Origin of the sequence: Bradyrhizobium sp. WSM3983 (assembly GCF_000473045.1) — a bacterium.
In the GTDB taxonomy this organism is placed as follows: domain Bacteria; phylum Pseudomonadota; class Alphaproteobacteria; order Rhizobiales; family Xanthobacteraceae; genus Bradyrhizobium.
Genome location: NZ_AXAY01000001.1, coordinates 34,321 through 59,667, shown reverse-complemented (window position 1 = coordinate 59,667; position 25,347 = coordinate 34,321). Strand labels below are relative to the sequence as shown.

The following is a 25,347-nucleotide window of genomic DNA, read 5'->3' as shown; positions in this document are numbered from 1 at the left end:
ATAAGCGGAGGGAACTATGGCTGACGGTAAGAAGCTGTCGTCGCTGGATGCGTCGTTTCTCTATCTGGAAACGCCGGAAATGCCGATGCATGTCGGCAGCATGGCGATCTTTCGCCTGCCCGATGACTACAAGGGCGACTTCTTCGAAGACTTCAAGGCGATGATCGTCTCGCGGCTGCACATCGCGCCGATCCTGAAAGCGCGCCTGGAGAAGGCGCCGCTCGACATCGATCATCCGACCTGGGTCGAGGACGACCAGTTCGATATCGACCGTCACATCTTCCGCGCCAGCCTGCCGGCGCCGCGCGACCGTGCCACGCTCGAGCGCATCGTTGGCTGGATGCATGCCAAGCTCCTCAACCGCGCTCGCCCGCTCTGGGAGTTCTACGTGTTCGAGGGCATGAAGGACAACGAGGTCGGGCTTTACTCCAAGATGCACCATGCTGCCATCGATGGCGGCGCCGGTGCGGCCTTGACCAACATGATCTACGACATCTCGCCGATTCCGCGAAAGGTCGAGCCGCCGACGAGCGGATCGAAACCCGGACAGGAGCCGCGCGACATCGCCGCCAATTTGCTCGATTCCTACCAGCAGCTCTTCACCCAGCCGCTCGACGCGTCCGCGGCCGCCAAGAACCTGCAACTGCCGCGCACCGGCAAGAGCGACATCGGCTCGATCCTGTTCGACAACGCGATGTACCAGATCGAGAGCGCAGTGCGCTTTGCCGGCAATATCCCGACCATGGTCAAGAGCGTCTCCGACGTGCTCGGCAAGATCTCCGATCCGAAGTCGCGCGAGAGCCTCGCCAGCATGGTGTCGCCGCCGACCATGCTCAACAAGTCGATTTCGTCGGAGCGGAGCTTTGCCGGCGTGTCGATTTCGTTGTCGCGATCCAAGGCGCTGGCCAAGCAGGCCGGCGGCAAGCTCAACGACGTGGTGCTGGCGCTCGCCTCCGGCGTGGTCCGGCGTTATCTTCAGCAATATGGCACACTGCCGGCGAAATCCTTAACCGCCGCCGTGCCGATCTCGTTGCGCGAGGAGGGCAACACCGAGGCCAACAACCAGGTCTTTGGCATGATCTGCTCGATCGCGACCAATATCGAGGATCCCAAGGCGCGGCTCGAAGCCATCATCGCGCAGTCGACCAAGTCCAAGGAGATGTCGCATCCGCTGCGCGCCCTGATGCCGCAGGTTTCCAACATCTCGATGCTGGGCGCGCCGATCATCGTGCAGATCATGGCGCTGCTCTACAGCCGCTCGGACCTGTCGGACGTGCTGCCGCCGGCGGCGAACATCACGGTCTCCAACGTGCCGGGGCCGCGGCAGACGCTCTATGCCGCAGGTGCCGAGCTCTTGCACATCTTCCCGGTGTCGATCTCGACACATGGGCAGGCGCTGAACATCACCGTGCAGAGCTACCGCGACCAGCTCGATTTCGGCTTCATCGTCGGCGCCAACATCATTCCGCACGTGCAGGTGATGTGCGACATGCTGCCGGGGGAGTTTGCCGCGCTCGAGGCGGCGTACGCGCCGCCGGCGACTGACATCAAGGGCGCTGCTGAGTAGGAATTCTGCCATGATCAAAATGCCGCCGCTCAAGTTCGCGCAGACGAACGGAATTCGCATGGGCTACTACGAGGCGGGCCCTGTCACCGACAAGCCGCCCGTGGTGCTATGCCATGGGTGGCCCGAACTGGCTTTCTCCTGGCGCCACCAGATCAAGGCGTTGAGCGAGGCCGGCATCCGCGTGATCGCGCCAGACCAGCGTGGCTATGGCGCGACCGATCGGCCCGAGCCGGTCGAGGCCTATGACATCGAGCATCTGACCGGCGATCTGGTCGGGCTCCTTGATCATCTGAAAATCGACAAGGCGATCTTCGTCGGCCACGACTGGGGCGGCTTCGTGGTCTGGCAGATGCCGCTGCGCCATATCGACCGGGTCGCCGGCGTGGTCGGCATCAACACCCCCCATACCAACCGCGCCTGGGCCGATCCGATCGAACTGTTGCGCACGCGCTTCGGCGAAAAGATGTACATCGTGCAATTCCAGGATCCGGCGCGCGAGCCCGACAGGATCTTTGGCAGTCGCGTCGAGCAGACCTTCGACGCCTTCATGCGCAAGCCGGCGCCACGTCCGGCCGACGCGCCGGCAGAGGATGTGGTCGCGGGTGTCGGGGCCTCACCGCGGGTCAATCTGGCTTTTCCGCAGATGATTGCCGGCTATGACGCCAAGCACGACCCGCGCACGCCGATCTTGTCGGCGGAGGAAAAGCAGGTGTTCGTCGACACTTTCACGAAGACCGGTTTCACGGGCGGCATCAACTGGTACCGCAACATGTCGCGCAACTGGGTGCGCTCTGAGGGCCTCGATCACACCGTGCGGGTGCCGTCGCTGATGATCATGGCCGAGAACGACGCGGTGCTGCCGCCGTCGTCGGCGGACGGCATGGAGAAGCTCATACCCGATCTAGAGAAGTACCTGGTGAAAGACAGCGGCCATTGGACGCAGCAGGAGAAGCCGGAAGAGGTCAGCGCCAAGCTGATCGAATGGCGTAGAAGGCGGTTTGGTTAGCTCGTCATTGCGAGCGGGGGGAAGCCTAGCAGTGTCATCCAAGAATCGTCTGGACCCGATTCCGCAGCCGCCGACCAAGCCGGTGGTCGGCAACATGCTGTCGCTGGACTCGGCTGCCCCGGTGCAGCACCTGACGCGGCTTGCCAAGGAGCTCGGGCCGATCTTCTGGCTCGACATGATGGGCTCGCCGATCGTCGTCGTCTCCGGCCACGATCTCGTCGACGAGCTCTCCGACGAGAAACGCTTCGACAAGACGGTGCGCGGCGCGCTGCGGCGCGTGCGCGCGGTCGGTGGCGACGGCCTTTTCACGGCGGATACCAAGGAACCGAACTGGAGCAAGGCGCACAACATCCTGCTGCAGCCCTTCGGCAATCGCGCCATGCAGTCCTACCATCCGAGCATGGTCGATATCGCCGAGCAGCTCGTCCACAAATGGGAGCGGCTGAACGCTGACGATGAGATCGACGTCGTCCACGACATGACGGCGCTGACGCTCGATACGATCGGCCTCTGTGGCTTCGACTACCGCTTCAATTCGTTCTACCGGCGCGATTACCATCCCTTCGTCGAATCGCTCGTGCGCTCGCTCGAAACCATCATGATGACGCGCGGCCTGCCGTTCGAGCAGCTCTGGATGCAGAAGCGTCGAAAGAGGCTCGGCGAAGACGTCGCCTTCATGAACAAGATGGTCGACGAGATCATCGCCGAGCGCCGCAAGAGCGCGGAAGGAATTGACGACAAGAAGGACATGCTGGCTGCGATGATGACCGGCGTCGACCGCTCCACCGGCGATCAGCTTGACGACGTCAACATCCGCTACCAGATCAACACGTTCCTGATCGCGGGCCATGAGACTACCAGCGGCCTGCTGTCCTACACGCTCTATGCGTTGCTCAAGCACCCGGATATTCTCAAAAAAGCCTACGACGAGGTCGACCGCGTCTTCGGCCCGGACGTCAATGCGAGGCCGACCTATCAGCAGGTGACGCAACTCACCTACATCACGCAGATCCTGAAGGAGGCGCTGCGGCTGTGGCCGCCCGCGCCCGCCTACGGCATCTCGCCGCTGAAGGACGAGACCCTCGGTGGCGGCACGTACAAGCTCAGGAAGGGCACCTTCACCACGGTTCTGGTGACAGCGCTGCATCGCGATCCCTCGGTCTGGGGCCCGAACCCGGATGCCTTCGATCCCGAGAATTTCAGCCGCGAAGCAGAAGCCAAGCGGCCAATCAATGCCTGGAAGCCGTTCGGCAACGGCCAACGCGCCTGTATCGGCCGCGGCTTCGCCATGCACGAGGCCGCGCTTGCGCTCGGCATGATCCTCCAGCGCTTCAGGCTGATCGATCATCAGCGCTATCAGATGCATTTGAAGGAAACGCTGACGATGAAGCCGGAAGGCTTCAAGATCAAGGTGCGGCCGCGTGCGGATCGCGAGCGCGGTGCTTATGGCGGACCAGTCGCGGCTGCGGCTTCAGCGCCGAAAGCGCCGCGCCAGCCGACGGCGCGTCTCGGCCACAACACGCCGATGCTGGTGCTGTACGGCTCCAATCTCGGCACGGCCGAGGAGCTTGCGACACGCATGGCCGACCTTGCGGAGATCAACGGCTTTGCCGTGCATCTCGGTCCGCTCGACGATTACGTCGGCAAGCTGCCGCAGGAGGGCGGCGTGCTGATCATTTGCGCCTCCTACAACGGCGCGCCGCCGGACAATGCATCGCAGTTCGTCAAATGGCTCGGCGACGACTTGCCAAAAAATGCCTTTGCCAACGTCCGCTACGCCGTGTTCGGCTGCGGCAACAGTGACTGGGCCGCGACTTATCAATCGGTGCCGCGTTTCATCGACGAGCAATTGTCGAAGCATGGCGCACGCGCAGTCTATCCGCGTGGCGAAGGTGACGCGCGCAGCGATCTCGACGGCCAGTTCCAGAAATGGTTCCCGGCAGCGGCCCAGGTTGCCACGAAGGAATTCGGCATCGACTGGAATTTTACGCGTACCGCGGAGGATGATCCGCTCTACGCGATCGAGCCGGTCGCGGTGACCGCCGTCAACACCATCGTCGCCCAGGGCGGCGCTGTCGCGATGAAGGTGCTGGCCAATGACGAGCTCCAGAACAAGGGCGGATCCAATCCGTCGGAGCGCTCGACGCGCCACATCGAAGTGCAGCTGCCGTCCAACGTCGCCTACCGCGTCGGCGACCATTTGAGCGTAGTTCCACGCAACGATCCGACGCTGGTGGATTCGGTTGCCCGCCGGTTCGGGTTCCTGCCGTCCGACCAGATCAGGCTTCAGGTCGCTGAAGGCCGCCGTGCGCAATTGCCGGTCGGCGATGCCGTGTCGGTCGGCCGCCTGCTCAGCGAGTTCGTCGAACTGCAGCAGGTGGCGACCAGGAAGCAGATCCAGATCATGGCAGAGCACACCCGCTGCCCGGTCACTAAGCCGAAGCTGCTGGCTTTCGTCGGCGAGGAGGGCGAGCCGCTCGAGCGTTATCGCAGCGAGATCTTAGGCAAGCGCAAATCGGTGTTCGACGTGCTGCTCGAATATCCGGCCTGCGAATTGCCGTTCCACGTTTACCTGGAAATGCTCTCGCTGCTGGCGCCGCGCTACTACTCGATCTCGTCCTCGCCGTCGGTCGATCCAACGCGCTGTAGCGTCACGGTCGGCGTCGTCGAAGGGCCGGCCGCCTCTGGGCGTGGCACCTACAAGGGCATCTGCTCGAACTATCTGACCAACCGGCGTGCGGGCGATACGGTCTACGCGACCGTGCGCGAGACCAAGGCCGGCTTCCGGCTTCCGGATGATCCGTCCGTGCCAATCATCATGGTCGGTCCGGGTACGGGATTGGCTCCGTTCCGCGGCTTCCTTCAGGAGCGCGCCGCGCGCAAGGCCAAGGGTGCTGCCCTTGGGCCGGCGATGCTGCTCTTCGGCTGCCGCGATCCCGACCAGGATTTTCTCTATGCGGATGAGCTGAAGGCGCTGGCGGCCAATGGCATCACCGAGCTCTTCACCGCGTTCTCGCGCGCGGATGGGCCGAAGACTTATGTGCAGCACGTCCTCGCCGCGCAGAAGGACAGGGTCTGGCCGCTGATCGAGCAAGGCGCGATCATCTATGTCTGCGGCGATGGCAGCAAGATGGAGCCGGATGTGAAGGCGGCGCTGGTTGCGATCCAACGCGAGAAGAGCGGCTGCGATGCGGCTGCGGGCGCGCGCTGGATCGAGGAGATGGGTGCGAAGAACCGCTATGTGCTGGACGTCTGGGCGGGAGGGTGATTGCTCGTCCGGTCGTGCTAAAGCTCTCGCATGATTCCCTGGGAAAAGATCGACACCGCCAAAATCCCCGGCTCCGACGAGGAGCTCCGCCTGATGCGGCGGGGCAAGGAGTTCTCCATCAAGCTCGGCACCAACGAGCTGATGAATAACCGCCTGTCGGGCTCCGAAGCCGCGCTCGCGACGCTTGCGGCGAAGCAGATCGAGAGGGTTGCCAAGCCCGTCATCCTCATCGGCGGACTGGGCATGGGCTTTACCCTGCGCGCGGCGCTCACCGTGCTCGGCAGCAAGGCGAAGATCGTGGTCGCCGAGCTGGTGCCGGCGGTCATCAGCTGGGCGCGGGGGCCGATGGCGGAGGTCTTCGGCGACAGTCTCGATGATGTCAGGGTGAGTATCCGCGAAATGGACGTTGGCGAAATCATCCGGGCGAAGAGCTCGGCCTTCGACGCCATTCTCCTCGATGTCGACAACGGGCCGGAAGGGCTGACCCGGAAGGGCAATGACACGCTTTACAGCGCGAGCGGATTGAAGGCGGCGAAGACGGCGCTGCGGCCGGGCGGCGTGCTCGCTGTCTGGTCGTCGGGACCGAACCCCGCATTCACCAAGCGTCTCGGCGGCGCCGGCTTCGATGTCAACGAGGTCAATGTGCGCGCCACCGGCAGGGGCGGCGGCGCGCGCCACGTGATCTGGATCGCACGGAAGAACTAAGCCGCTTGCGCTGCTGCGCCGTGCGCGTGCTCGTCGATGGCGCCGATGATCTCCGGCCAGAACCGCATCGGCAGCGCGTGGCCCATACCCTCGATCATCAGCAGCTTCGCGCCCGGAATTGATTCCGCCGTGTCCTTGCCACCTTCGGGATGCACCAGCGGATCGACGGTGCCGTGAATGACCAGCGTCGGCGTCTTGACGCCATGCAGCCGCTCCTTGCGGCTGCCGGAGGCGAGAACGGCGCGCAGCTGCCGGCCGACGCCGGCCGGATTGAGCCCACGGGCAAAGACGCGTTCGGCACGGCCGGGATCGAGCGCTTCCTCCTCCGGAAAGGACCCAGCGCGCAACACCTTCCAGGTCTGGCCGAAGCGGGTGATGAACTCCTCCTTGCTGCGCGGCGGCGGCGCCATCAGCATGGCGGCGGCCTCGCGCGTCGGCGGCGGCACACGCGGATTGCCTGTGGTCGACATGATCGAGGTTAGTGAGCGCACGCGCTGCGGAAACGACAGCGTGACCTCCTGCGCGATCATGCCGCCCATGGACGCCCCGACCAGATGCGCCGACTTGATGCCGAGCGCGTCCATCAGGCCGACCGTGTCCCTGGCCATGTCGATCAGCTTGTAGGTTGCCGCCACGGGAATCCTGAGGAAGCGCAGCTTCAACAGCTCGAGCGGGGTCAGCCGCTTGCCGCCGGCGAGATGGCTCGACTTGCCGATGTCACGATTGTCGAACCGGATCACGCGAAAGCCGCGCGCGGCGAGCTGCTCGCAGAACGCATCGTCCCAATGGATCATCTGAGCCCCGAGTCCCATGATCAGCAGCAGCGGTTCGGCATTGTCATTGCCGAAAATCTCGTAGCAGATGTCGATGCCGTTGGCGCAGAGGGTCTGGGGCGGCTGATGGGCGTTCACAGGCGTATTCCCTTGGCTTTTGATCAATGGTGTATCGCACGGTTTCCCGCGTCAAAGAAGCCGTGTGCGCGGCACCCGCCGCTTGCCGGTTGACCGGCCCCCCACAACGGTGTGGTATGGCGGGAAAAGAAGGGCACAAGCCCTCCACATCAGGGAGGATGCTGATGACCGACAAGATCACCGATCCAATCGCCTTGTGGCAAAAGATGGTCGGCGAAATGGAGAAGGGGTTCAACTCCTTCGCCACCAAGGCGATGGAGACGCCTGAATTCTCGCAAGCCATGAATCGCGCGGGCGGCGCTGCTGCGGGCGCTCAGAAGCAGTTCGCCGATCTCATGGAGAAGTACCTGCTCTCGATGAACCTGCCGAGCCGCGAGCAGATGACCGGAATCGCCGAACGGCTGCAGGCGATCGAGGGGCAGCTCGGCGAGATCAGGTCGATGCTGAGCCAGATGTCGGCCAATTCGGGCGATGCGCGGATCGGCGCCGCACCGCGGCCGCCGCGCACCAGACGTCCGCCATCCGAAGGCGGAGCGCAAAAATGAACGCGCCGACGGGACTTGATTTCGCGGCGATCCCGGAGCGCATCCAGTCCGAGGTGCAGCGCGCGATCATGCGCAGCATCAAGGGCGTCGAATATTTTTCGACCTCAGGTCCGACGCTGGGTTCGACACCGAAGGATGTGTTTCATTCACGCGGCACGATGAGCCTGTATCATTACCGGCCGATGTCAGACGAAATCTACCGCGTACCGGTGCTGGTCGTGATGGCGACGACCAACCGCGGCTACATCCTCGATCTCGTGCCGGGCCAGAGTTTTATCGAGTTCCTGCTCAAGCGCGGCTACGACGTCTACATGCTCGACTGGAGCGCGCCGCGGCCGGAGGAGAAGAGCCTGCGGATGGAGGACTATGTCCTCGACTTCATCCCGGATTGCGTCCGCCGCGTGCAAGCCGATTCCGGCGAGCAGGACGTCTCCGTCATTGGCTATTGCTTCGGCGGCGTGCTCTCGCTGCTCTACGGCTCGATCTTCCCGGACGGGCCGATGAAGAATTTGATCTGCTTCACCACGCCGATCGATTTTCGCGAGATGAAGCTGTTTTCGAATTTCTCCGACCGCCGCTATTTCGACGTCGACGGCCTCGTCGACAGCGTCGGCAACGTGCCGCCGGAGATGATCCTGTCCTCGTTCGAGATGTTGCGTCCGGCCTCGCGCACAGTGAGCCAGATCCAGCTCTGGGAAAACATCTGGAACGACGAGTTCGTCAAGTCGTACCGGATGTTCGACCGCTGGGCGACCGATACGCTGCCGCTCGCCGGCGAATATTTCCGCACCATCACCAAGGATTTGATGTGGGACAACAAGCTCTACAACGACACCATGTCGGTGGGTGGCCGCGCGGCGAAGCTCGAGAACATCAAGGTGCCGATTCTGCACGCGGTCGCCGAGCACGATCACATCGTGCCCTATGACGCCGCAAAGCATCTGATCGCGAAGATCGGCTCCGCAGACAAGGAGGAGGTGATGCTGAAGGGCGGTCACGTCTCGCTGGTCGCCGGCGCCAACGCAGTGAAGCGGCTGTGGCCGAAACTGGATTCCTGGCTGGGGACAAGATCGACATGAGTGTGCAGCGTGCCTACCCGCGTCACGTCAAGACCGACGCGGGCGATATCGAGATCCGTCTGATGTCGCTTGCAGACGAAGGCGCCGTGCTTGCGTTCGGCAAGGACCTGCCGACGCATGATCTGTTGTTCCTGCCGCGCAATATCAGCGAGCCGAAGGTGCTGTCCGCCTGGGTCAAGGAGATCGAGCGCGGCGCTATTCAGAGCCTGCTCGCACTGAAGGACGGCAAGGTCGTCGGTTGCGGCACGCTGGTGCGCGATCCACATTCCTGGTCGCCTCATGTCGGCGAGATCCGAATGGTGGTGTCGCAGGACGTCCGCGGGAAGGGGGTGGGGAAGGCGCTGTCGCAGGAGACCTTCGCACTTGCGCTCGGGGCGGGGCTGGAGAAGCTCTCGGTCCAGATGACGGTCGACCAGCAGGCGGCGATCGCGCTGTTCGAGAGCCTCGGCTTCAAGGCCGAGGCGCTGCTGCGGGACCATGCCCGGGACGTCGACGGCAAGACCCACGACATCGTTGTGCTCGGGCACAATATCGCGCAGGTCCGAGCCCAGATGGACGCCTATGGGTTGCCAGGCGCGGTTCAGCACTGAATAGAATGCCGGCCGGCACCAATAAAGTGCAATTCAACCCCATGCACAGTAGGCGGCCGGCAAAAGCGGCAGCTTGCCCGCCATAAAGGCGCTTCACTATTTCGTGATGACGCGGTGCAACGAGATGTTGCATTGCACAATTAATTATGTCATATAGACCGTGCCCCGGGCCAATGCGGACGGGGTGAGCCCATAGCTCAAATCAATGAGGATGGAGAGACCCCCATGACCACCGAAACCAACACCGCTTTCGAGGGCTTCAAAGACGCTTTCAAGAACATCCAGAATCTGGAAGTTCCCGAGGCCGCCCGCGAATTCGTCAAGAAGACTGCCAACACCGCCAAGGACCGTGCTGCCGAGGTGTTCGCTGGCTCCGAGCGCGTGACCGCCGCCGTCGAGAACGCGGTGACCGAGTCCGTCACGGAAGCCGGCAAGATCAGCCGCAACATCCAGCAGGCGATCTACGAGGACGCCGAAGCGTTCTTCTCGGGCATCGACAAGCTCGCGTCGGCCAAGTCGGTCAGCGAAGCCGTCGAAATCCAGTCGAGCCTGCTCCGCGCCCGCGGCGAAGTGCTCGTCTCGCGCGCCAAGGCGACCGCCGACTATTTCGGCAAGCTCGCCGCCAACGGTGCGAAGTCCGCTCAGGACAACTTTGCCAAGGTCTACAACAAGACCGCCTGATCTGGCGCCCTGAGTACAAACTGAAATTTGAGGCCCGCTTCGGCGGGCCTTTTGTTGTGTGCCGCCGTCATTGCGAGCGAAGCGAAGCAATCCAGTCTGCCTCGATGGAAAGACTCTGGATTGCTTCGCTTCGTTCGCAATGACGAGTACTGTGATGCAGTGATGACTCCACGTGCCACCTTCTCTTTCGATACACCCGGCGACGCCGAACGTGCGGCCGAGCTGCGCCGCGTGAAAGCGCTGGCGACGCTGGTGCTGGCCTCGACGCTCGCCCTGTTCGTCGTCGCGAAGTGGCTGCTGCCTGTACATCCAGTGTTCGGTTTCATCGCCGCCTTCGCGGAGGCCGCAACCATCGGCGGGCTCGCCGACTGGTATGCCGTGGTCGCGCTGTTCAGGCGGCCGCTGGGCCTGCCGATCCCGCATACTGCGATCATCCAGAGCAACCAGGCCCGCATCGCCGACAAGCTCGGCGAGTTCATCCAGGTGCATTTCCTCGAGGCAGGTCCTGTCGAAGCCAAGCTGAAGGAGATCGATTTCGGCTCCTTCGTCGCCGACTGGCTGCGCAACCGCAAGCGCAGCGACGATCTGGCCCGTTTCGCGCTACGTCTTTTGCCGGAGGCTTTTTCCGCGACCGAGACCTCCGGTCTGATGACCTTCATCATTCGCCGCATGTCCTCGCAGCTCCAGGCGATCGATCTCGCGCCGCTCGCCGCCGGCACGCTGCGCGGCTTCGTGGCGGAGGGACGGCACCAGATCCTGTTCGACGATCTCCTGCGCGTGATGCACGAGACGCTGAACCAGAAAGAGACGATGGCGATGATCCGCGAGAAGGTGCGCGCGGAATTGCCGACCCTGCTCAGGCTCTACCGCGCCGATAAGTTTCTGGTGAACAAGATCGTGTCGTCCGCCACCGCTTTCTTCAATGAGGTGCGCAGCGACCCCAAGCATCCGTTCCGCGGCGAGTTCGACCGCATGGTGCTGAGCTTCGTCGACCGGCTCGGCACCGACCAAGCCTACATCGACCGTATCGACGGATTGAAGCGCGATCTGTTGGCGCGTCCCGAGCTTGCCGATCTCGCCCGCACCGTCTGGGCCAACACGCGCTCCTTCATCGAGCGCAGCGCGTCCGGCGAAACGCAGGTGCTCCAGCATCATCTCGCCGGAATGTTCGTTTCGGCGGGCGATGCGCTCGCCGGCGATGCCGAGCTGCGTGGCGAGATCAACAAGGGCCTGGTGACGGTGCTGCGCAGCTTCGTCGCCGATCAGAAGAGCGGCGTCTCGACCTTCATCTCCGACCAGGTCAAGGCGTGGGACATGGCACAGCTGATTTCGCTGATCGAAATCAACATCGGACGCGACCTGCAATACATCCGCTTCAACGGCTCGCTGATTGGTGGCCTCGCTGGTCTTGTGCTCTACTCCGTAGAATTCCTGCTCCGATGGTTGTGACTTTTGCGTCACGCCCGTTAGCATTAACGCGCGAGCCTATTGTCGCCCTGCGTCTCTCCGGCTTGAATGTGCGGAACCGGACACCTAGCTGATTTATGTTGCGCTGCGGAACGTTCAAGAAGCCGGCGTATTGGAATTCATGTCCATTGCCGGCATCGCGGCCGGCGCCTTCTCCAGGGGGATTCATTGATGACCGCTACTGCCCAGACGCTGCGTCCGCCGTCCCGTACTCTGATGTTCTTGGAAGGGCGCGCGATCCACGAGTTCGGCGCATTCCTCGGCGCGCTCCCGCTGCTGAGCCTCGCGCCGCGCGGCGACGGGCATCCGGTGCTGGTGCTGCCGGGCCTTGTCGCCTCCGACGAGTCCACGCGTGCGCTGCGTACCTTTCTGACCAGCAAGGGCTATGCGGTGAGCGGCTGGCGCCAGGGCCGCAACTATGGCCTGCGCGAGGGTGTGCAGCATGCGATGGTCGACCTGGTCGAGGAGCTCAGCAGCAAGCATGGCCGCAAAATCAGCCTGGTCGGCTGGAGCCTTGGCGGTCTCTACGCACGCCAGCTCGCCAAGATGATGCCCGACCGCGTGCGTCAGGTGATCACGCTCGGCAGCCCCTTCGCGGGTAATCCCCGGTCGACCAATGCCTGGCGCGTCTATGAATGGGCGAGCGGCCGGAGGTCCGACGAGGTCGATCCCGAGTTCGGCGGCGAGCTTGCCGTACCGCCGCCGGTGCCGACCACCGCCATCTTCAGCCGCACCGACGGCGTCTGCGCCTGGCAGGGCTGCATGGAGAAGACGGGCGCGCAGACTGAGAGCATCGAGGTCGAGAGCAGCCATTGCGGCATGGGCCACCATCCGGCCGCCGTCTATGCGGTGGCCGACCGCCTCGCGCAGAGGGAAGGCCAGTGGCGGCCGTTCGACCGCAGCGGCTGGCGCAGCCTGGCCTATCCCGATCCGCATCGGTAAGCGGGCCTGCATGGTTCGAGACGCGCGGCTTTGCCGCACTCCTCACCATGAGGGTTGAGAGTACCTAGCGCCGCGCGAAAGCGATTGGACCTCATCCTGAGGAGGCGCGAAGCGCCGTCTCGAAGGATCGAGCCCGGCTCTCGCATTGTCATTCCCGTCCATTGTCGCGCCCGCACCAAACGCGCTATGCCTCGCGCATGGCGCATCCGCTCTCTCGCATCATCGACCAGCTCAAGCGTGAGCCGTCCCGCACCGGCTCCATCGTCATCACCATGTTCGGCGATGCCATTGTGCCGCGCGGCGGTTCGGTGTGGCTGGGCACGCTGCTGGCGTTCTTCGAGAGCCTGGACATCGATGCCGGCGTGGTGCGCACGGCGATGTCGCGCCTCGCTGCCGATGGCTGGTTGACGCGCGAAAAGGTCGGCCGCAACAGCTTTTATCGTCTTGCCGAGAAGGGCCGAGAAACGTTCGAGGCCGCGACGCGTCACATCTACGATCCGCCAACGTCAGACTGGACCGGCCGCTTCGAGCTGCTGCTGATCGGCAACGGTGAGGATCGCGACGCTTCGCGTGAAGCCTTGCGCAATGCCGGCTTCGGCAGTCCGCTGCCGGGCGTGTGGGTCGCACCATCAGGCGTGCCCGTGCCGGAGCAAGCTGCGACTGCCATCCGTCTCGAAGTCTCGGCGGAGGACGACAGCGGCCGTCGCCTGCTCAGTGCAAGCTGGCCACTGGACCGTACCGCGGACGCCTATCTGAAATTCAGGAAGACGTTCGAGCCGCTGCGCGCCGCGATCGCGCGCGGCACGGAGTTGTCCGAAGCCGACGCCTTCACCGCGCGCATCCTGCTGATCCACCACTACCGCCGCGTCGTACTGCGCGATCCGCTGCTGCCCGAAAGCCTGCTGCCGGCGGATTGGCCGGGCAGGGCCGCTCGCGAGCTCTGCGGCGAGATCTATCGCGCACTGCTTGCGCCGTCCGAGCAATGGCTTGATAGCCATGGAACCAACGAGAAGGGGGCGTTGCCCCCGGCGCGAAAGATCCTGGAGCGGAGGTTTGGCGCCTGATCAATATGTTACAGAAATATCTTGCATGAAGTAATTTTTGTTATATATTGCTCCCAATAAACGGGAGGATGCGCATGTATACCCAGGCGCTGAACATGGCCGAGACCGATGATCGCGGTCTTGAGGACGCGGCCAAGGCCGCGCAGTTTCAGGCCCGCATCGATGCCGAAGAGCGCATCGAGCCGAACGACTGGATGCCGGCGGCCTATCGCAAGACGCTTACCCGCCAGATCTCCCAGCACGCCCATTCCGAAATCGTCGGTATGCTGCCCGAAGGCAACTGGATCACGCGCGCGCCGACACTGCGCCGCAAGGCCGCGCTGCTGGCGAAGGTGCAGGACGAGTGCGGCCACGGGCTCTATCTCTATGCCGCGGCCGAGACGCTCGGCACCTCGCGCGAAGAGCTGGTCGACGCCATGCTCGCCGGCAAGGCCAAATATTCCTCGATCTTCAACTATCCAACGCTGACCTGGGCCGACATCGGTACCATCGGCTGGCTGGTCGATGGCGCCGCGATCATGAACCAGATCCCGCTGTGCCGCTGCTCCTATGGACCGTATGCGCGCGCGATGATCCGCGTTTGCAAGGAGGAGTCGTTTCACCAGCGTCAGGGCTACGAGATCATGCTGACGCTGTGCCGCGGCTCGGACGAGCAGAAGGCGATGGCGCAGGATGCGCTGGACCGCTGGTGGTGGCCGGTGCTGATGATGTTCGGCCCGCCGGACGCGACGAGCCAGCACAGCGACACCTCGACGAAGTGGAAGATCAAGCGCTTCTCCAATGACGAGCTGCGCCAGAAGTTCGTCGATGCCACCGTGCCGCAGGCCCAATATCTCGGGCTCACCATTCCCGATCCCGACATGACAAAGGATGCGGAAGGTCACTGGCGCTACCGCGAGATCGACTGGACCGAGTTCAAGCAGGTGCTCGCCGGCAACGGCCCCTGCAACCGTGACCGCATGGCCGCGCGCCGCAAGTCACACGACGAGGGTGCCTGGGTGCGCGAGGCCGCTGCCGTTTATGCCGCAAAGCGCACGCAGCGTCAGACCGCCCAGGCTGCGGAATAGGGAGATCAAAAATGGCCACGCCGAATACGCCGCTGTGGGAAGTCTTCATTCGCAGCCGCAACGGGCTTGCGCACAAGCATGTCGGCTCGCTGCATGCGAGCGATGCCACCATGGCGCTGCAAGCCGCCCGCGACATCTACACCCGCCGCGGCGAGGGCCTGTCGATCTGGGTCGTGCCGTCGACCGCGATCACCGCAAGCGACCCCGCCGAGAAGGGCATGATGTTCGAGCCGGCGGAGTCCAAGATCTACCGGCATCCGACGTTCTATGAGGTGCCGGAAGAAGTGGGGCACATGTGATGCCCGCCGCCAACATCCAGGTCTCCGAAACGCCATTGGTGCTCTACGCGCTGCGTCGCGCCGACGATGCGCTAATCCTCGGCCACCGGCTGTCGGAATGGTGCGGGCACGCGCCGATGATGGAAGAGGATATGGCGCTTTCCAACATCGCGCTCGACCTCATCGGCCAGGCGCGCGAACTCTACACTTGCGCTGCCAAGACCGAAGGCAAGGACAACGACGAGGACAAGCTCGCTTACCTGCGCGACATCAGGCAGTACCGCAATCTGCTGCTGGTCGAGCAGCCCAATGGTGACTTCGCCCAGACCCTGGTGCGGCAGTTCTTCTATTCCGCCTTCGCCGATCTCTATTGGCGCGCAATGATGAGTTCGCGCGATACGACGCTCGCGGCGATTGCCGCCAAGTCGGAGAAGGAGAGCGCCTATCATCTGCGTCATGCCTCGGAGTGGATCATCCGGCTCGGCGATGGCACGGAAGAGAGCCACGTCCGCGCACAGGCCGCGATCGATCACCTCTGGGCCTTCACGGGAGAGATGTTTGCCGTCGATGAAGGCGAACGCGCGCTGGTCCATGCCGGTATCGCTGTGGACCCCGGCACCTTGCGCGGCCGCTGGATGACGACGCTCTCTGATGTTGTCGACGAGGCCACACTGGCACTGCCGCAAAGCGACTGGATGCAGCAGGGCGGCCGGGCAGGCCGCCACACCGAGCATCTCGGTCACCTCCTGTCCGAGCTGCAATCGATGCAGCGTACCTTTCCGGGGCAGACATGGTGATGGTGCTGGAGCACGATAGCGAGCTGCGCCGGCGTGCCTGGGACGCCGCGGCGAGTGTGGTCGATCCCGAAATTCCGGTGCTGACCATCGCCGATCTCGGTGTACTCCGCGATGTCGTTCTCGACGGCGACCACGTCGAGGTTGCGATCACCCCGACCTATTCGGGCTGTCCGGCCATGAACATGATCGCGCTCGAAATCGAGATCGCGCTGGAGCGCGCTGGCTTCCGCGAGCCAAAAGTACGCACCGTGCTGTCGCCGGCCTGGACCACCGACTGGATGAGCGAAGAGGGCCGCCGCAAGCTGCGTGCCTACGGCATCGCGCCGCCGCACGCTTCGGGTTCGCGCCGCGCGCTGTTCGGCGAGCAGGCCGTCACGTGCCCACAATGTGGCTCGGACAAGACCGAGCTGCTGTCCGAATTCGGCTCGACCTCCTGCAAGGCGCTGTGGCGCTGCAAGTCCTGCCGCGAACCCTTTGATTATTTCAAGTGTCATTGAGAAGCACACAATGCCAACCCCATCGTCATTGCGAGCGAAGCGAAGCAATCCAGACTGTCTCCGCGGTGACAGTCTGGATTGCTTCGTCGCAAGGGCTCCTCGCAATGACGGCGGTGAGACCACTCTAGGATGCCCATAATGTCAGCAGCCGCACCGCGCTTCCATCGCCTGGCCGTCAACGATCTCCGCCGCGAGGCGTCGGACGCGGTCTCGATGACGTTCGCCATCCCCCGCGAGCTTGCCGATGATTATGCTTTCAGTCCCGGGCAGTACCTCACGCTCCGCACCACGCTCGATGGTGAGGAGGTGCGCCGTTCTTATTCCATCTGCTCCGGCCCCGACGACGGCGAGATCCGCATCGCCGTGAAGAAGGTCGACGGCGGCGCGTTCTCAAGCTGGGCGGCCGACGAGTTGAAACGCGGAGACGAGCTCGATGTGATGACGCCGACCGGGCGTTTTGGCGCGGTCCCGCCGGCCGAGGTCGGGCGTATCCATGTCGGATTTGCCGCGGGCTCCGGCATCACGCCGATCCTGTCGATCGTCAAGGGTGTGCTGGCGCGCGAGCCCAACAGCCGCTTCTTCCTGTTCTACGGCAACCGCGCGACCGATAACATCATGTTCCTCGAGGCGCTCGAGGAGCTGAAAGACCGTTTCATCGACCGGCTCTCGATTTTCCACGTCATCTCCGGCGAGGAGCAGGACATCCCGATCCTGCATGGCCGGCTCGACGGCGACAAGGTGCGGGTGCTGTTGCGCTCGCTGGTGCCGGCGGCGAGCGTCGATCACGTCTTCATCTGCGGTCCCCTTGGCATGAGCGAGGAGATCGAGGCGACCTGTCGTGACATCGGCATCGCTGACGATCGCATTCACGTCGAACGCTTCGTCTCGGAGTTCGGCGGCAAGCCGCGGCCGCAGAAGGTCGTTGCGCCCGATGCACCGCCGAAGGCGATTGCCTCCTTGATCATCGACGGCAAGCGTCGCGACGTACCGGTCGCCGAGGACGAGGCGATCCTCGATGCCGCGCTGCGCGCCGGCGTCGATCTGCCTTTCGCGTGCAAGGGCGGCATGTGCTCGACCTGCCGCGCAAAACTGGTCGAGGGTGAGGCACCGATGGACCTCAATTATTCGCTGGAGCCCTGGGAGCTGAAGGCCGGCTTTGTTCTCACTTGCCAGGCCAAGCCATCGTCGGAGCGGGTCGTGGTCGACTACGACCATGTTTGACAGTGTTGGCCAACCAGCAGAACATCATGAGCAAGTATTTCGCCGGGAGAAGCGCGTGAACGTCAAAGCCGCCCTGTCGCCTGAAAATGTTGCCCGCGCCTGCGCCGATGCGATGTGGGCGGAGGACGATGCCTCCAAGGGTCTCGGCATGGAGATTGTCGAGGTCGGCCCCGGTTTCGCGACGCTCGCCATGACGGTGCGGTCGGACATGGTCAACGGCCAGCGCATCGCCCATGGCGGCTTCATCTTCACGCTCGCCGATTCCGCCTTTGCCTTTGCCTGCAACTCGCACAACGACCGTGTGGTGGCCGCACAGGGGCAGATTACCTTCATCAAGCCCGGCAATCTCGGCGACCGCCTCGTCGCGAAGGCGCGCGAAGTGACCCGCGGCGGCCGCTCCGGCATCTACGACGTGCGGGTCACCGCCGGCGACACCGTCATCGCAGAATTCCGCGGGCATTCGCGTGTCATTCCCGGCACGTGGCTGCCGGCTCAAGAACAGTAAGAGATCAATAAAGAAAAGAACAAATCAATGTGGGGAAACAAGAATGGCTTCGATGAAGCTGAGGGAAGGCGGCCACGTCTATAAGGCCGAGCTGGATGCGCATGAGCGCGCCTCACGCGACGAGATCACGGCGTTGCAGAAGCAGCGGCTCACCTGGTCGCTGAAGCACGCCTACGACAATGTCGCGCATTATCGCAAGGCGTTCGACAAGGCTGGCGTACATCCGTCCGATTTTCGCGAGCTCTCCGATCTCGCCAATTTTCCGTTCACGGTGAAGACGGATCTTCGCGACAATTACCCCTTCAACATGTTCGCCGTGCCCCGTGAAAAGCTGGTGCGTGTGCATGCGTCCTCCGGCACGACGGGCAAGCCGATCGTCGTCGGCTATACCCGACGCGACATCGACACCTGGTCGGAGGTGATGGCGCGGTCGATCCGCGCCGCCGGAGGTCGTACCGGCATGATCATCCACAATGCCTATGGCTACGGCCTGTTCACGGGGGGGCTGGGCGTTCACTATGGCGCTGAAAAGCTCGGCTGCACGGTGGTGCCGATCTCGGGCGGCATGACCGAGCGGCAGGTGCAGCTCATCAACGACTTCCGGCCAGACATCATCACGGTGACGCCGAGCTATATGCTGGCGATCCTCGACGAGTTCAAGCGCCAGAAGCTCGATCCGCGTCAGTGCTCGCTCAAGGTCGGGATCTTCGGGGCCGAGCCATGGACCAACGCCATGCGCGGCGAGATCGAGGACGCCTTCGATATGGATGCGACCGATATCTACGGCCTCTCCGAGGTGATCGGTCCCGGCGTCGCGCAGGAATGCATCGAAACCAAGGACGGCCTGCACATCTGGGAAGACCATTTTTACCCCGAGGTGATCGACCCCCAGACGGGCGCGGTGCTGCCGGACGGCGAGAAGGGCGAACTGGTGTTCACCTCGCTGACCAAGGAAGGCTTTCCGGTGATCCGCTATCGCACCCGCGACCTGACGCGGCTGCTGCCGGGCACGGCGCGGCCGGGCATGCGGCGCATGGAGAAGGTGACGGGCCGTTCGGATGACATGATCATCCTGCGCGGCGTCAATCTGTTCCCGACCCAGATCGAGGAAGTGCTGCTCGCGACCGATTGGTGCGGCGGCCATTTCATCCTGGAATTGACCCGCGAAGGCCGCATGGACGAGCTGACCATCATCGCGGAGGCGCGGCCCGAGAGCTGGGACGGAAGGGGTCTCGTCGATCACGCCAACCGGATCTCGACCCACATCAAGAACACGATCGGCATCAGTTCCCGGGTGCAGGTGGTCGCGCCGGCCACGCTGGAGCGCTCGCTCGGCAAGGCCAAGCGGCTCTACGACAAGCGGCCGAAGGATTGACTTGACTGCCCCCAAGGGCGACAAGGCCCGCGAGAAATCGCGGGTCTTTCCTATGTCGCCAGCCGATACCAAAACCGTCGAGGCGCGTTGCGTCCGCCTCAATGCCAAGGCCGAAAATGCCGCGGCGATCGCACCTAGCGTCGAGCGTCATACGCTCATACGCGGGCCGAGCGACCTGCTGATCGAAGTGAAGGCTGCAGCCATCAATCCGTCCGACGTCAAGGCTGCGACGGGGCTGATGCCCTATGCCGTGTTTCCGCGCACGCCCGGTCGTGACTATGCAGGCGTGGTGATCGACGGCCCGGCCGGCACGATCGGCCGCGAGGTGTTCGGCTCCTCCGGTGATCTCGGCATCCGCCGCGACGGCACGCATGCAAGCCATCTCGTGGTCGAGGAGGACGCAGTCGTGGAGAAACCAAAGACCGTATCCTGGGAGGAGGCCGCCGGCATCGGCGTGCCCTTCGTCACCGCGATGGAAGGCTTTCGCCGCGCTGGCGTGCCGAAGAGGGGCGAGACCGTGCTGGTGTTCGGCGTCAACGGCAAGGTCGGTCAGGCCGCGGTGCAGATCGCGACCTGGCAGGGCGCGCGCTTGATTGGCGTGGTGCGCAAGGCGGAAGCCTATGAAGGCCACAGCAACGCGCCGATCGAAGTGATTGACGCCTCGGCAACCGACGTCGCAACGCGTGTGCGCGAATTGACCGGCGGCAAGGGCGCCGACATCGTCTTCAATACGGTCGGCGATCCCTACTTCCAGGCGGCGCATAAGTCGCTCGCCCTTCGCGGCCGCCAGATACTGATCGCCGCGATCGACCGCATCGTGCAGTTCAACATCCTCGAATTCTACCGGGGACAGCACACCTATGTCGGTATCGACACGCTCGGGCTGTCGTCGGCAGCAACGGGCGCCGTGCTGCGGGATCTCGGCCCCGGCTTTGCGAGCGGCCAGCTGAAGCCGTTCCCGATCAAGACGAATGCGATCTATCCGCTCGAGTGCGCGAAGGAGGCGTACGTTGCGGTCGCCGGCTCTTGGCGCGATCGCGTGATCCTGAAGCCGTAATCATGGAGGCCTCCCAACTCGTCATCCTCGCCGGCCTCGTCATTGGCCTGGTTTATGGCTCCGTCGGCCTGCTCAGCGGCTTCTGCCTGATGAGCAGCATGCGCGGATGGCTGACGGAGGGGGACGGGCGGCTGGTGCGCAGCTATGCCCTGGCGGTTGCGGTCGCAATTGCCGCGAGCCAGGTCCTTGCCGGCAACGGAATGGTCGATCTTGGCAGGTCGATCTACCTGCAACAGACATTTTCGGTGCCGGTGCTGTTCCTCGGCGGCCTGCTGTTCGGCTACGGCATGGTGTTGTCGAACGGCTGCGGCTCGCGTGCGCTTGTTCTGCTCGGGCGCGGCAATCTCCGCTCTTTCGTCGTCGTGATCGTGCTCGCCATTGCCGCGCAGATGACGCTCAAGGGCCTGATCGCGCCGGCGCGCATTGCGCTGGTTCAGGCTTCCCAAACCACCGTCAGCGCCAATTCGCTGCCCACACTGTTGGCGACTCTTGGTCTCGGTGAAGCCGTTTCGCGCGCGCTGGCCGCAGCGGCGATCGTCGTCGCGCTGGTCCTGTTTGCCTTCGCCGATCCGGCGTTCCGCCGCTCGCCAGGCCAGGTCGCCGCGGGTGTCGTCGTGGGCTTTCTCGTCGCCGGCGGCTGGTACGTCACTGGCTATCTCGGCGCCGACGATTTCAATCCCGTCCCGGTGACCTCGCTTACCTTCATCGCGCCAATCGCCGATAGCCTGCAATACGCGATGCTCTCGACCGGCCTGACGCTCAACTTCGGCATCGTGACCGTTGCCGGTGTCTTTGCCGGCAGTCTGGTAACTGCACTCACCACCGGCCGCTTCCATCTCGAAGGCTATTCATCGCCACGCCACATGCTGCGCTCGGCTGGTGGCGCCGCGCTGATGGGCATCGGCGGCGTGATGGCGTTTGGCTGCTCGATCGGGCAGGGGCTCACCGGCGTGTCGACACTCGCGCTGGGCTCGTTCATTGCGGTCGCCGGCATCCTGCTCGGTACGACGGCAGGCCTGCGCGGTAGCTTGCGCTTTCAGCCGCTCGCGGCGACCTGACGGCGCAGCAGCCGGTCGCCCAGCGTCGCAAGACCAATGCCGGCGACGATCAGTCCGGCCGCAACGGCCAGACTGATGTCGATCGGCTCCCCCAGCAGGATCGCCGCACTGGCGATGCCGACGAGCGGCGTCCCGGTGGTGCCGAGCGCCGTCGTCAGCGCCGAGATGCTTTTGTTGACCATCGACATCGCCCAATAGGCCAGCGCGGTGCCGATCAGGCCGGAGTACAGGAACAGCAGCACGAGCCTCCACGACCATTCCGCGTGCGGCAGGCCATCCGCGACCAGCGCCGATCCCGTCAGTACGATGGTTGCCACGAGCACCTGCCAGATCAAGAGCTGGAGCGGCGAGGCGATCCAGCGATGCGCGCGGATATAGATGATGTTTGCGGCCCAGGAGATCGCGGCCAGGATCACCATGCCGGCGCCGAGCACGACGTTGGTGTTGGTCCAGTCGATCGACGCCGGGTTCAGGATCACGGCAAGGCCGATCAGTCCCAACAAGGCGCCGGCGAGTTTTGGCGCGGTCAGCGTGTCCTTCCCGAGCAACGGTGCTGCGATCGCGACCCAGAGCGGCGTGGTGTAGCCGAGCACGACCGCCTTGCTCGCGGGCAGGAAGCGCACACCGGCCGCAACCAGGACCGAGAACACCGTCATATGCAGCAGCGCCACGCTCAGGACCACTGGAATGTCGCGCCGCTCCGGGATCACCAGATTGTTGCTCAGTCCGAGGATCACGAACAATCCGGCCAACGCGATCCAGCTCCGGATCGCTGAGGTCCACAGTGGCGGAAGGAATTGCACCAGCTGCTTCGTGATCGACCAGTTCACGCCCCAGGCCAGCACGACGATGAGGAACAGGCCGATGGCCGTGCGGGGGGACAGGGGAGAGTCCATCGCAGAATCCTTGAAGCGGTGTGGCCTGCGAGATAGCATTCCGGCTGGAACCTGAAAAAGTGCCAGATTGGAAAGGAATAAGGTGCCAGTTGTCGAAAGCATGATCTCCGCTCTGATCGACCTGAACCGGGCCGACGAAGAAGGGCTGGTGGCCCAGCTGACAAGCCGGCTTCGAAGCCTGATCGCGGCCGGCCGCCTCGGCAAAGGCCGCGCGCTGCCGTCGAGCCGCCGGCTTGCGAGCGATCTCGGCGTCTCGCGCAACACCGTCACCTATGCGTTCGAGCAGCTCGCCGCCGAGGGATATCTCGAGGCGTCACACGGACGTCGTCCTGTGGTGACGGTCGATGGTGCCGAGCGCATCGAAGGAGCAGGCACCGTCGCTTCGCGCGTTCGCTCCGCCAGGCCGCAGCTCTCGCCTTGGGCTTCGCAGCTCAAGCAGACGGACTGGCCGATGTCCTATCAGGCCCCGCTCAAGCCCTTGCGTCCGGGGCATGGCGATTTCAGGGAGTTTCCGAACGAGGTCTGGGCGCGCTGCCTGCGCCGCAGTGCCGTGCGTGCGGCCAGGCGTGAGCTTGGTCCGGTCAACCGGAGCCGCCTGTGCGAGGCGCTGGCGCATTATCTCGCGACCAACAGAGGCGTTGGCGCCACGGCGAACCAGATCATGATCCTGCCGAGTGCGCAGGCCGCTCTGACCTTGATTGCGGCTGTGCTCGTCTCGTCCGGTGACGATGTCTGGGTCGAGGACCCCGGCTATCCCGGCGCTGCCGCCGCCTTCCGCGCGTCTGGCGCGCGCGTGACCGGCATCAGGCTCGACGAGCAGGGCATGCAGCGGATGCCGGGAATGGCGGCGCCGAAGCTCATCTTCATGACGCCGTCGCACCAGCATCCGACCGGACGGCTGATGTCGCTGGCCCGCCGCACCGAGTTTCTCCGGTCAAGTAAGCCCGGCAAGACCTGGGTCGTCGAGGACGATTACGACGGTGAATTTCACTATGACAGCCGGCCGGTGCCGGCCTTGCAGGGGCTCGATGCCCATGGCCGCGTATTTTATGTCGGCACGTTCTCAAAGGCGATGACGTCGGATATCCGGCTCGGCTATCTCGTCGTGCCACCGGCGCTGGTCAGCACATTCGAGATCGCACAGCGGCACATCGGGCTAATCGCTTCCAGCCACATCCAGGAGGCGCTGGCCGAGTTCGTCGCCGACGGGCATTTCCTCGCGCATCTGCGCCGGATGCGCCGCCTCTATCACGCGCGGCGCGATCATCTGGTCGAGGGACTGGAGCGTCATCTCGGCGAGGTGCTCTCGGTCGAAGTCCCCTCGGGCGGAATCCAGCTCGTCGCGCGCCTCAAGCGCGGTCGTGCCGATCAGGCGGCGGTGAAGCGGCTGGTCGAGGCGGGCGTCGAAACGCGCGCTCTATCCAGTCTGGCGCTGGGCAAGCCGCGCGATCATGGTCTCTTGCTCGGCTTTGCGGCCTGGCGCGAGAGCGAGATCAGCACGGCGGTGCGAACGATGGCGTCGTGCTTCTAGCTCTGGTCCACCGCCTTCGTGACGATGCGGATCTCCGAGGTCAGGGTCCGGTGCACCGGGCACTTGTCGGCGATCTCCATCAGCTTCTTGCGCTGCTCGGCATCGAGCGCCCCGTCGATTGCGATGTCGCGCTCGATCTGGTCTAGCATGCCGTCCCGTGTCTCGCATTCCGCGCAATCCTTGGCGTAGATCTTTGAATGCTTCAGCGTGACGGTGACGCGGTCGAGCGGCAGCGATTTACGGTCGGCATAGAGGCGCATGGTCATCGACGTGCAGGCGCCGAGACCGGCGAGAAGGAAATCATAGGGCCCGGGACCGGCATCCTCGCCGCCGGCCGCTACCGGTTCGTCCGCCACCAGATGATGCGGCCCGACGGTGATGATCTGGTTGAACTTGCTCTTGCGGGTCTCCTGCACCACCACCTTGCGAGGTTCTTCGGCGAGATCCATCTCTTTTGCAGGTTTTGCCGTATCGATGTAGCGGCTGGTCCAGGCCGCAATCACGTCGGCTGCGTAAAGCGCGTCCGCTGGTTTCGTCAGGAGATGATCGGTATGATCGAGCGAGACGAAGCTCTTGGGATGCTTCGCCGCAACGAAGATCTTGGTCGCATTGTCGATGCCGACGGTATCGTCGACAGGCGAATGCATCACCAGCAGCGCCTTGTGGAGACCGGTGACGTCCTTCATCAGCTCGTGCTCGACAATGTCGTCGAGGAATTCGCGCTTGATCCGGAACGGGCGGCCCGCGAGCGAGACCTCAACCTCCCCCTGCGTGCGGATGTTGTCGAGATGCTCTTTGAAGAGACCGGTGACGTGAGCAGGATCGGACGGCGCCGCAATGGTCGCGACCGCCTTGGCTTCCGGAATCTTTCCGGCTGCCGCCAGGATCGCGGCGCCGCCAAGGCTGTGGCCGATCAGGATTGATGGCGCCTTGCGGGTCGCGCGCAGATGATCGGCGGCATGCACGAGATCGGCGACGTTGGAGGAGAACGTCGAATTGGCGAACTCGCCCTCGCTGGAGCCAAGCCCGGTGAAGTCAAAGCGCAGCACCGCGATGCCCTTGGCGGCAAGTGCAACGGAAATGCGCTTGGCGGCCAGTGTATCTTTGCCACAGGTGAAGCAATGCGCGAATAGCGCGTAGGCTGCGGGTTCGCCCTCCGGCAGCTCCAGCGCAGCCGAGAGCTGATGACCGCCTTCGCCGGTGAATTGAAAGCGTTCCGTCGGCATGGGCTCCCCCCGTT

24 protein-coding genes are annotated in these 25,347 nt (G+C 64.0%); 21 read left to right on the top strand and 3 right to left on the bottom strand.

Going from position 1 to position 25,347, the window contains the following annotated elements; all coding sequences use genetic code 11:
- Positions 1–16: 16 nt before the first annotated feature.
- Genes YUA_RS0100275 through YUA_RS0100260 form a run of 4 tightly spaced genes read left to right on the top strand, consistent with a single transcriptional unit; the run spans position 17 to position 6,546 of the window.
- Positions 17–1,567: a wax ester/triacylglycerol synthase family O-acyltransferase gene (locus YUA_RS0100275; protein WP_027528823.1), complete on the top strand. Its 1,551-nt coding sequence runs from the start codon at positions 17–19 to the stop codon at positions 1,565–1,567.
- A 10-nt stretch (positions 1,568–1,577) separates the two neighbouring features.
- Positions 1,578–2,573 carry an alpha/beta fold hydrolase gene (locus YUA_RS0100270; protein ID WP_027528822.1) on the top strand — a complete coding sequence of 332 codons (996 nt, stop codon included), beginning with the start codon at positions 1,578–1,580 and terminating at the stop codon, positions 2,571–2,573.
- Positions 2,574–2,604: 31 nt separating this feature from the next.
- Entirely contained in the window at positions 2,605–5,841 is a 3,237-nt protein-coding gene (locus tag YUA_RS0100265) for a bifunctional cytochrome P450/NADPH--P450 reductase (RefSeq protein WP_027528821.1), read from the top strand.
- A gap of 30 nt (positions 5,842–5,871) precedes the next feature.
- Positions 5,872–6,546, top strand: a complete 675-nt coding sequence (locus YUA_RS0100260; RefSeq protein ID WP_027528820.1) for a spermidine synthase — start codon at positions 5,872–5,874, stop codon at positions 6,544–6,546.
- Here the strand turns inward: YUA_RS0100260 and YUA_RS0100255 are convergent.
- Positions 6,543–7,457 carry an alpha/beta fold hydrolase gene (locus tag YUA_RS0100255; protein WP_027528819.1) on the bottom strand — a complete coding sequence of 305 codons (915 nt, stop codon included), beginning with the start codon at positions 7,455–7,457 and terminating at the stop codon, positions 6,543–6,545. The genes YUA_RS0100260 and YUA_RS0100255 overlap by 4 nt on opposite strands.
- A gap of 164 nt (positions 7,458–7,621) precedes the next feature.
- On the opposite strand from YUA_RS0100255, the gene YUA_RS0100250 reads away from it, so the two are divergent.
- The 16 genes from YUA_RS0100250 to YUA_RS0100175 all read left to right on the top strand — a co-directional run bounded on the left by YUA_RS0100250 (position 7,622) and on the right by YUA_RS0100175 (position 21,680).
- Positions 7,622–8,002, top strand: coding sequence for a hypothetical protein (locus YUA_RS0100250; RefSeq protein WP_027528818.1), 381 nt, complete (start codon positions 7,622–7,624; stop codon positions 8,000–8,002).
- Positions 7,999–9,081 carry an alpha/beta fold hydrolase gene (locus YUA_RS0100245; protein ID WP_027528817.1) on the top strand — a complete coding sequence of 361 codons (1,083 nt, stop codon included), beginning with the start codon at positions 7,999–8,001 and terminating at the stop codon, positions 9,079–9,081. The genes YUA_RS0100250 and YUA_RS0100245 overlap by 4 nt, the downstream gene beginning before the upstream one ends.
- Positions 9,078–9,671 (top strand): GNAT family N-acetyltransferase, encoded by a 594-nt coding sequence (locus YUA_RS0100240; RefSeq protein WP_027528816.1) that lies wholly within the window; start codon positions 9,078–9,080, stop codon positions 9,669–9,671. The genes YUA_RS0100245 and YUA_RS0100240 overlap by 4 nt, the downstream gene beginning before the upstream one ends.
- 225 nt (positions 9,672–9,896) lie before the next feature.
- Positions 9,897–10,352: a phasin gene (locus YUA_RS0100235; RefSeq protein WP_027528815.1), complete on the top strand. Its 456-nt coding sequence runs from the start codon at positions 9,897–9,899 to the stop codon at positions 10,350–10,352.
- 162 nt (positions 10,353–10,514) lie between these two features.
- On the top strand, positions 10,515–11,801 hold the full coding sequence (locus tag YUA_RS0100230; RefSeq protein WP_027528814.1) for a DUF445 domain-containing protein: 1,287 nt from the start codon (positions 10,515–10,517) through the stop codon (positions 11,799–11,801).
- Positions 11,802–11,990: 189 nt separating this feature from the next.
- Positions 11,991–12,761, top strand: coding sequence for a triacylglycerol lipase (locus YUA_RS0100225; RefSeq protein ID WP_027528813.1), 771 nt, complete (start codon positions 11,991–11,993; stop codon positions 12,759–12,761).
- A gap of 197 nt (positions 12,762–12,958) precedes the next feature.
- Complete coding sequence (gene paaX, locus YUA_RS0100220) at positions 12,959–13,825, top strand: phenylacetic acid degradation operon negative regulatory protein PaaX (protein WP_027528812.1); 867 nt, start codon at positions 12,959–12,961, stop codon at positions 13,823–13,825.
- 74 nt (positions 13,826–13,899) lie between these two features.
- Positions 13,900–14,892 (top strand): 1,2-phenylacetyl-CoA epoxidase subunit PaaA, encoded by a 993-nt coding sequence (paaA, locus tag YUA_RS0100215; RefSeq protein WP_027528811.1) that lies wholly within the window; start codon positions 13,900–13,902, stop codon positions 14,890–14,892.
- 11 nt (positions 14,893–14,903) lie between these two features.
- On the top strand, positions 14,904–15,191 hold the full coding sequence (gene paaB / locus YUA_RS0100210) for a 1,2-phenylacetyl-CoA epoxidase subunit PaaB (RefSeq protein ID WP_008136594.1): 288 nt from the start codon (positions 14,904–14,906) through the stop codon (positions 15,189–15,191).
- Positions 15,191–15,967, top strand: a complete 777-nt coding sequence (gene paaC / locus YUA_RS0100205) for a 1,2-phenylacetyl-CoA epoxidase subunit PaaC (RefSeq protein WP_027528810.1) — start codon at positions 15,191–15,193, stop codon at positions 15,965–15,967. Before paaB ends, paaC begins: the two co-directional genes overlap by 1 nt.
- Positions 15,961–16,464, top strand: coding sequence for a 1,2-phenylacetyl-CoA epoxidase subunit PaaD (paaD, locus tag YUA_RS0100200; protein ID WP_027528809.1), 504 nt, complete (start codon positions 15,961–15,963; stop codon positions 16,462–16,464). The genes paaC and paaD overlap by 7 nt, the downstream gene beginning before the upstream one ends.
- A gap of 138 nt (positions 16,465–16,602) precedes the next feature.
- Positions 16,603–17,685 (top strand): 1,2-phenylacetyl-CoA epoxidase subunit PaaE, encoded by a 1,083-nt coding sequence (paaE, locus tag YUA_RS0100195; RefSeq protein WP_027528808.1) that lies wholly within the window; start codon positions 16,603–16,605, stop codon positions 17,683–17,685.
- A 55-nt stretch (positions 17,686–17,740) separates the two neighbouring features.
- The gene (gene paaI, locus YUA_RS0100190) at positions 17,741–18,190 is read left to right on the top strand and encodes a hydroxyphenylacetyl-CoA thioesterase PaaI (protein WP_027528807.1); all 450 of its coding nucleotides are present in this window, start codon (positions 17,741–17,743) and stop codon (positions 18,188–18,190) included.
- A 43-nt stretch (positions 18,191–18,233) separates the two neighbouring features.
- Positions 18,234–19,565 carry a phenylacetate--CoA ligase PaaK gene (gene paaK, locus YUA_RS0100185; RefSeq protein WP_027528806.1) on the top strand — a complete coding sequence of 444 codons (1,332 nt, stop codon included), beginning with the start codon at positions 18,234–18,236 and terminating at the stop codon, positions 19,563–19,565.
- A 52-nt stretch (positions 19,566–19,617) separates the two neighbouring features.
- Positions 19,618–20,622, top strand: a complete 1,005-nt coding sequence (locus tag YUA_RS0100180; protein ID WP_027528805.1) for a zinc-binding alcohol dehydrogenase family protein — start codon at positions 19,618–19,620, stop codon at positions 20,620–20,622.
- A gap of 2 nt (positions 20,623–20,624) precedes the next feature.
- Positions 20,625–21,680, top strand: coding sequence for a YeeE/YedE family protein (locus YUA_RS0100175; protein WP_027528804.1), 1,056 nt, complete (start codon positions 20,625–20,627; stop codon positions 21,678–21,680).
- Here the strand turns inward: YUA_RS0100175 and YUA_RS0100170 are convergent.
- Positions 21,659–22,576 (bottom strand): DMT family transporter, encoded by a 918-nt coding sequence (locus YUA_RS0100170; protein WP_027528803.1) that lies wholly within the window; start codon positions 22,574–22,576, stop codon positions 21,659–21,661. The two genes, YUA_RS0100175 and YUA_RS0100170, sit on opposite strands and share 22 nt — an antisense overlap.
- A gap of 100 nt (positions 22,577–22,676) precedes the next feature.
- On the opposite strand from YUA_RS0100170, the gene YUA_RS0100165 reads away from it, so the two are divergent.
- Positions 22,677–24,107 (top strand): PLP-dependent aminotransferase family protein, encoded by a 1,431-nt coding sequence (locus tag YUA_RS0100165; protein ID WP_027528802.1) that lies wholly within the window; start codon positions 22,677–22,679, stop codon positions 24,105–24,107.
- On the opposite strand, the gene YUA_RS0100160 is transcribed toward YUA_RS0100165, so the two are convergent.
- Positions 24,104–25,333 carry a bifunctional alpha/beta hydrolase/OsmC family protein gene (locus YUA_RS0100160; RefSeq protein WP_027528801.1) on the bottom strand — a complete coding sequence of 410 codons (1,230 nt, stop codon included), beginning with the start codon at positions 25,331–25,333 and terminating at the stop codon, positions 24,104–24,106. The genes YUA_RS0100165 and YUA_RS0100160 overlap by 4 nt on opposite strands.
- Positions 25,334–25,347: the final 14 nt, after the last annotated feature.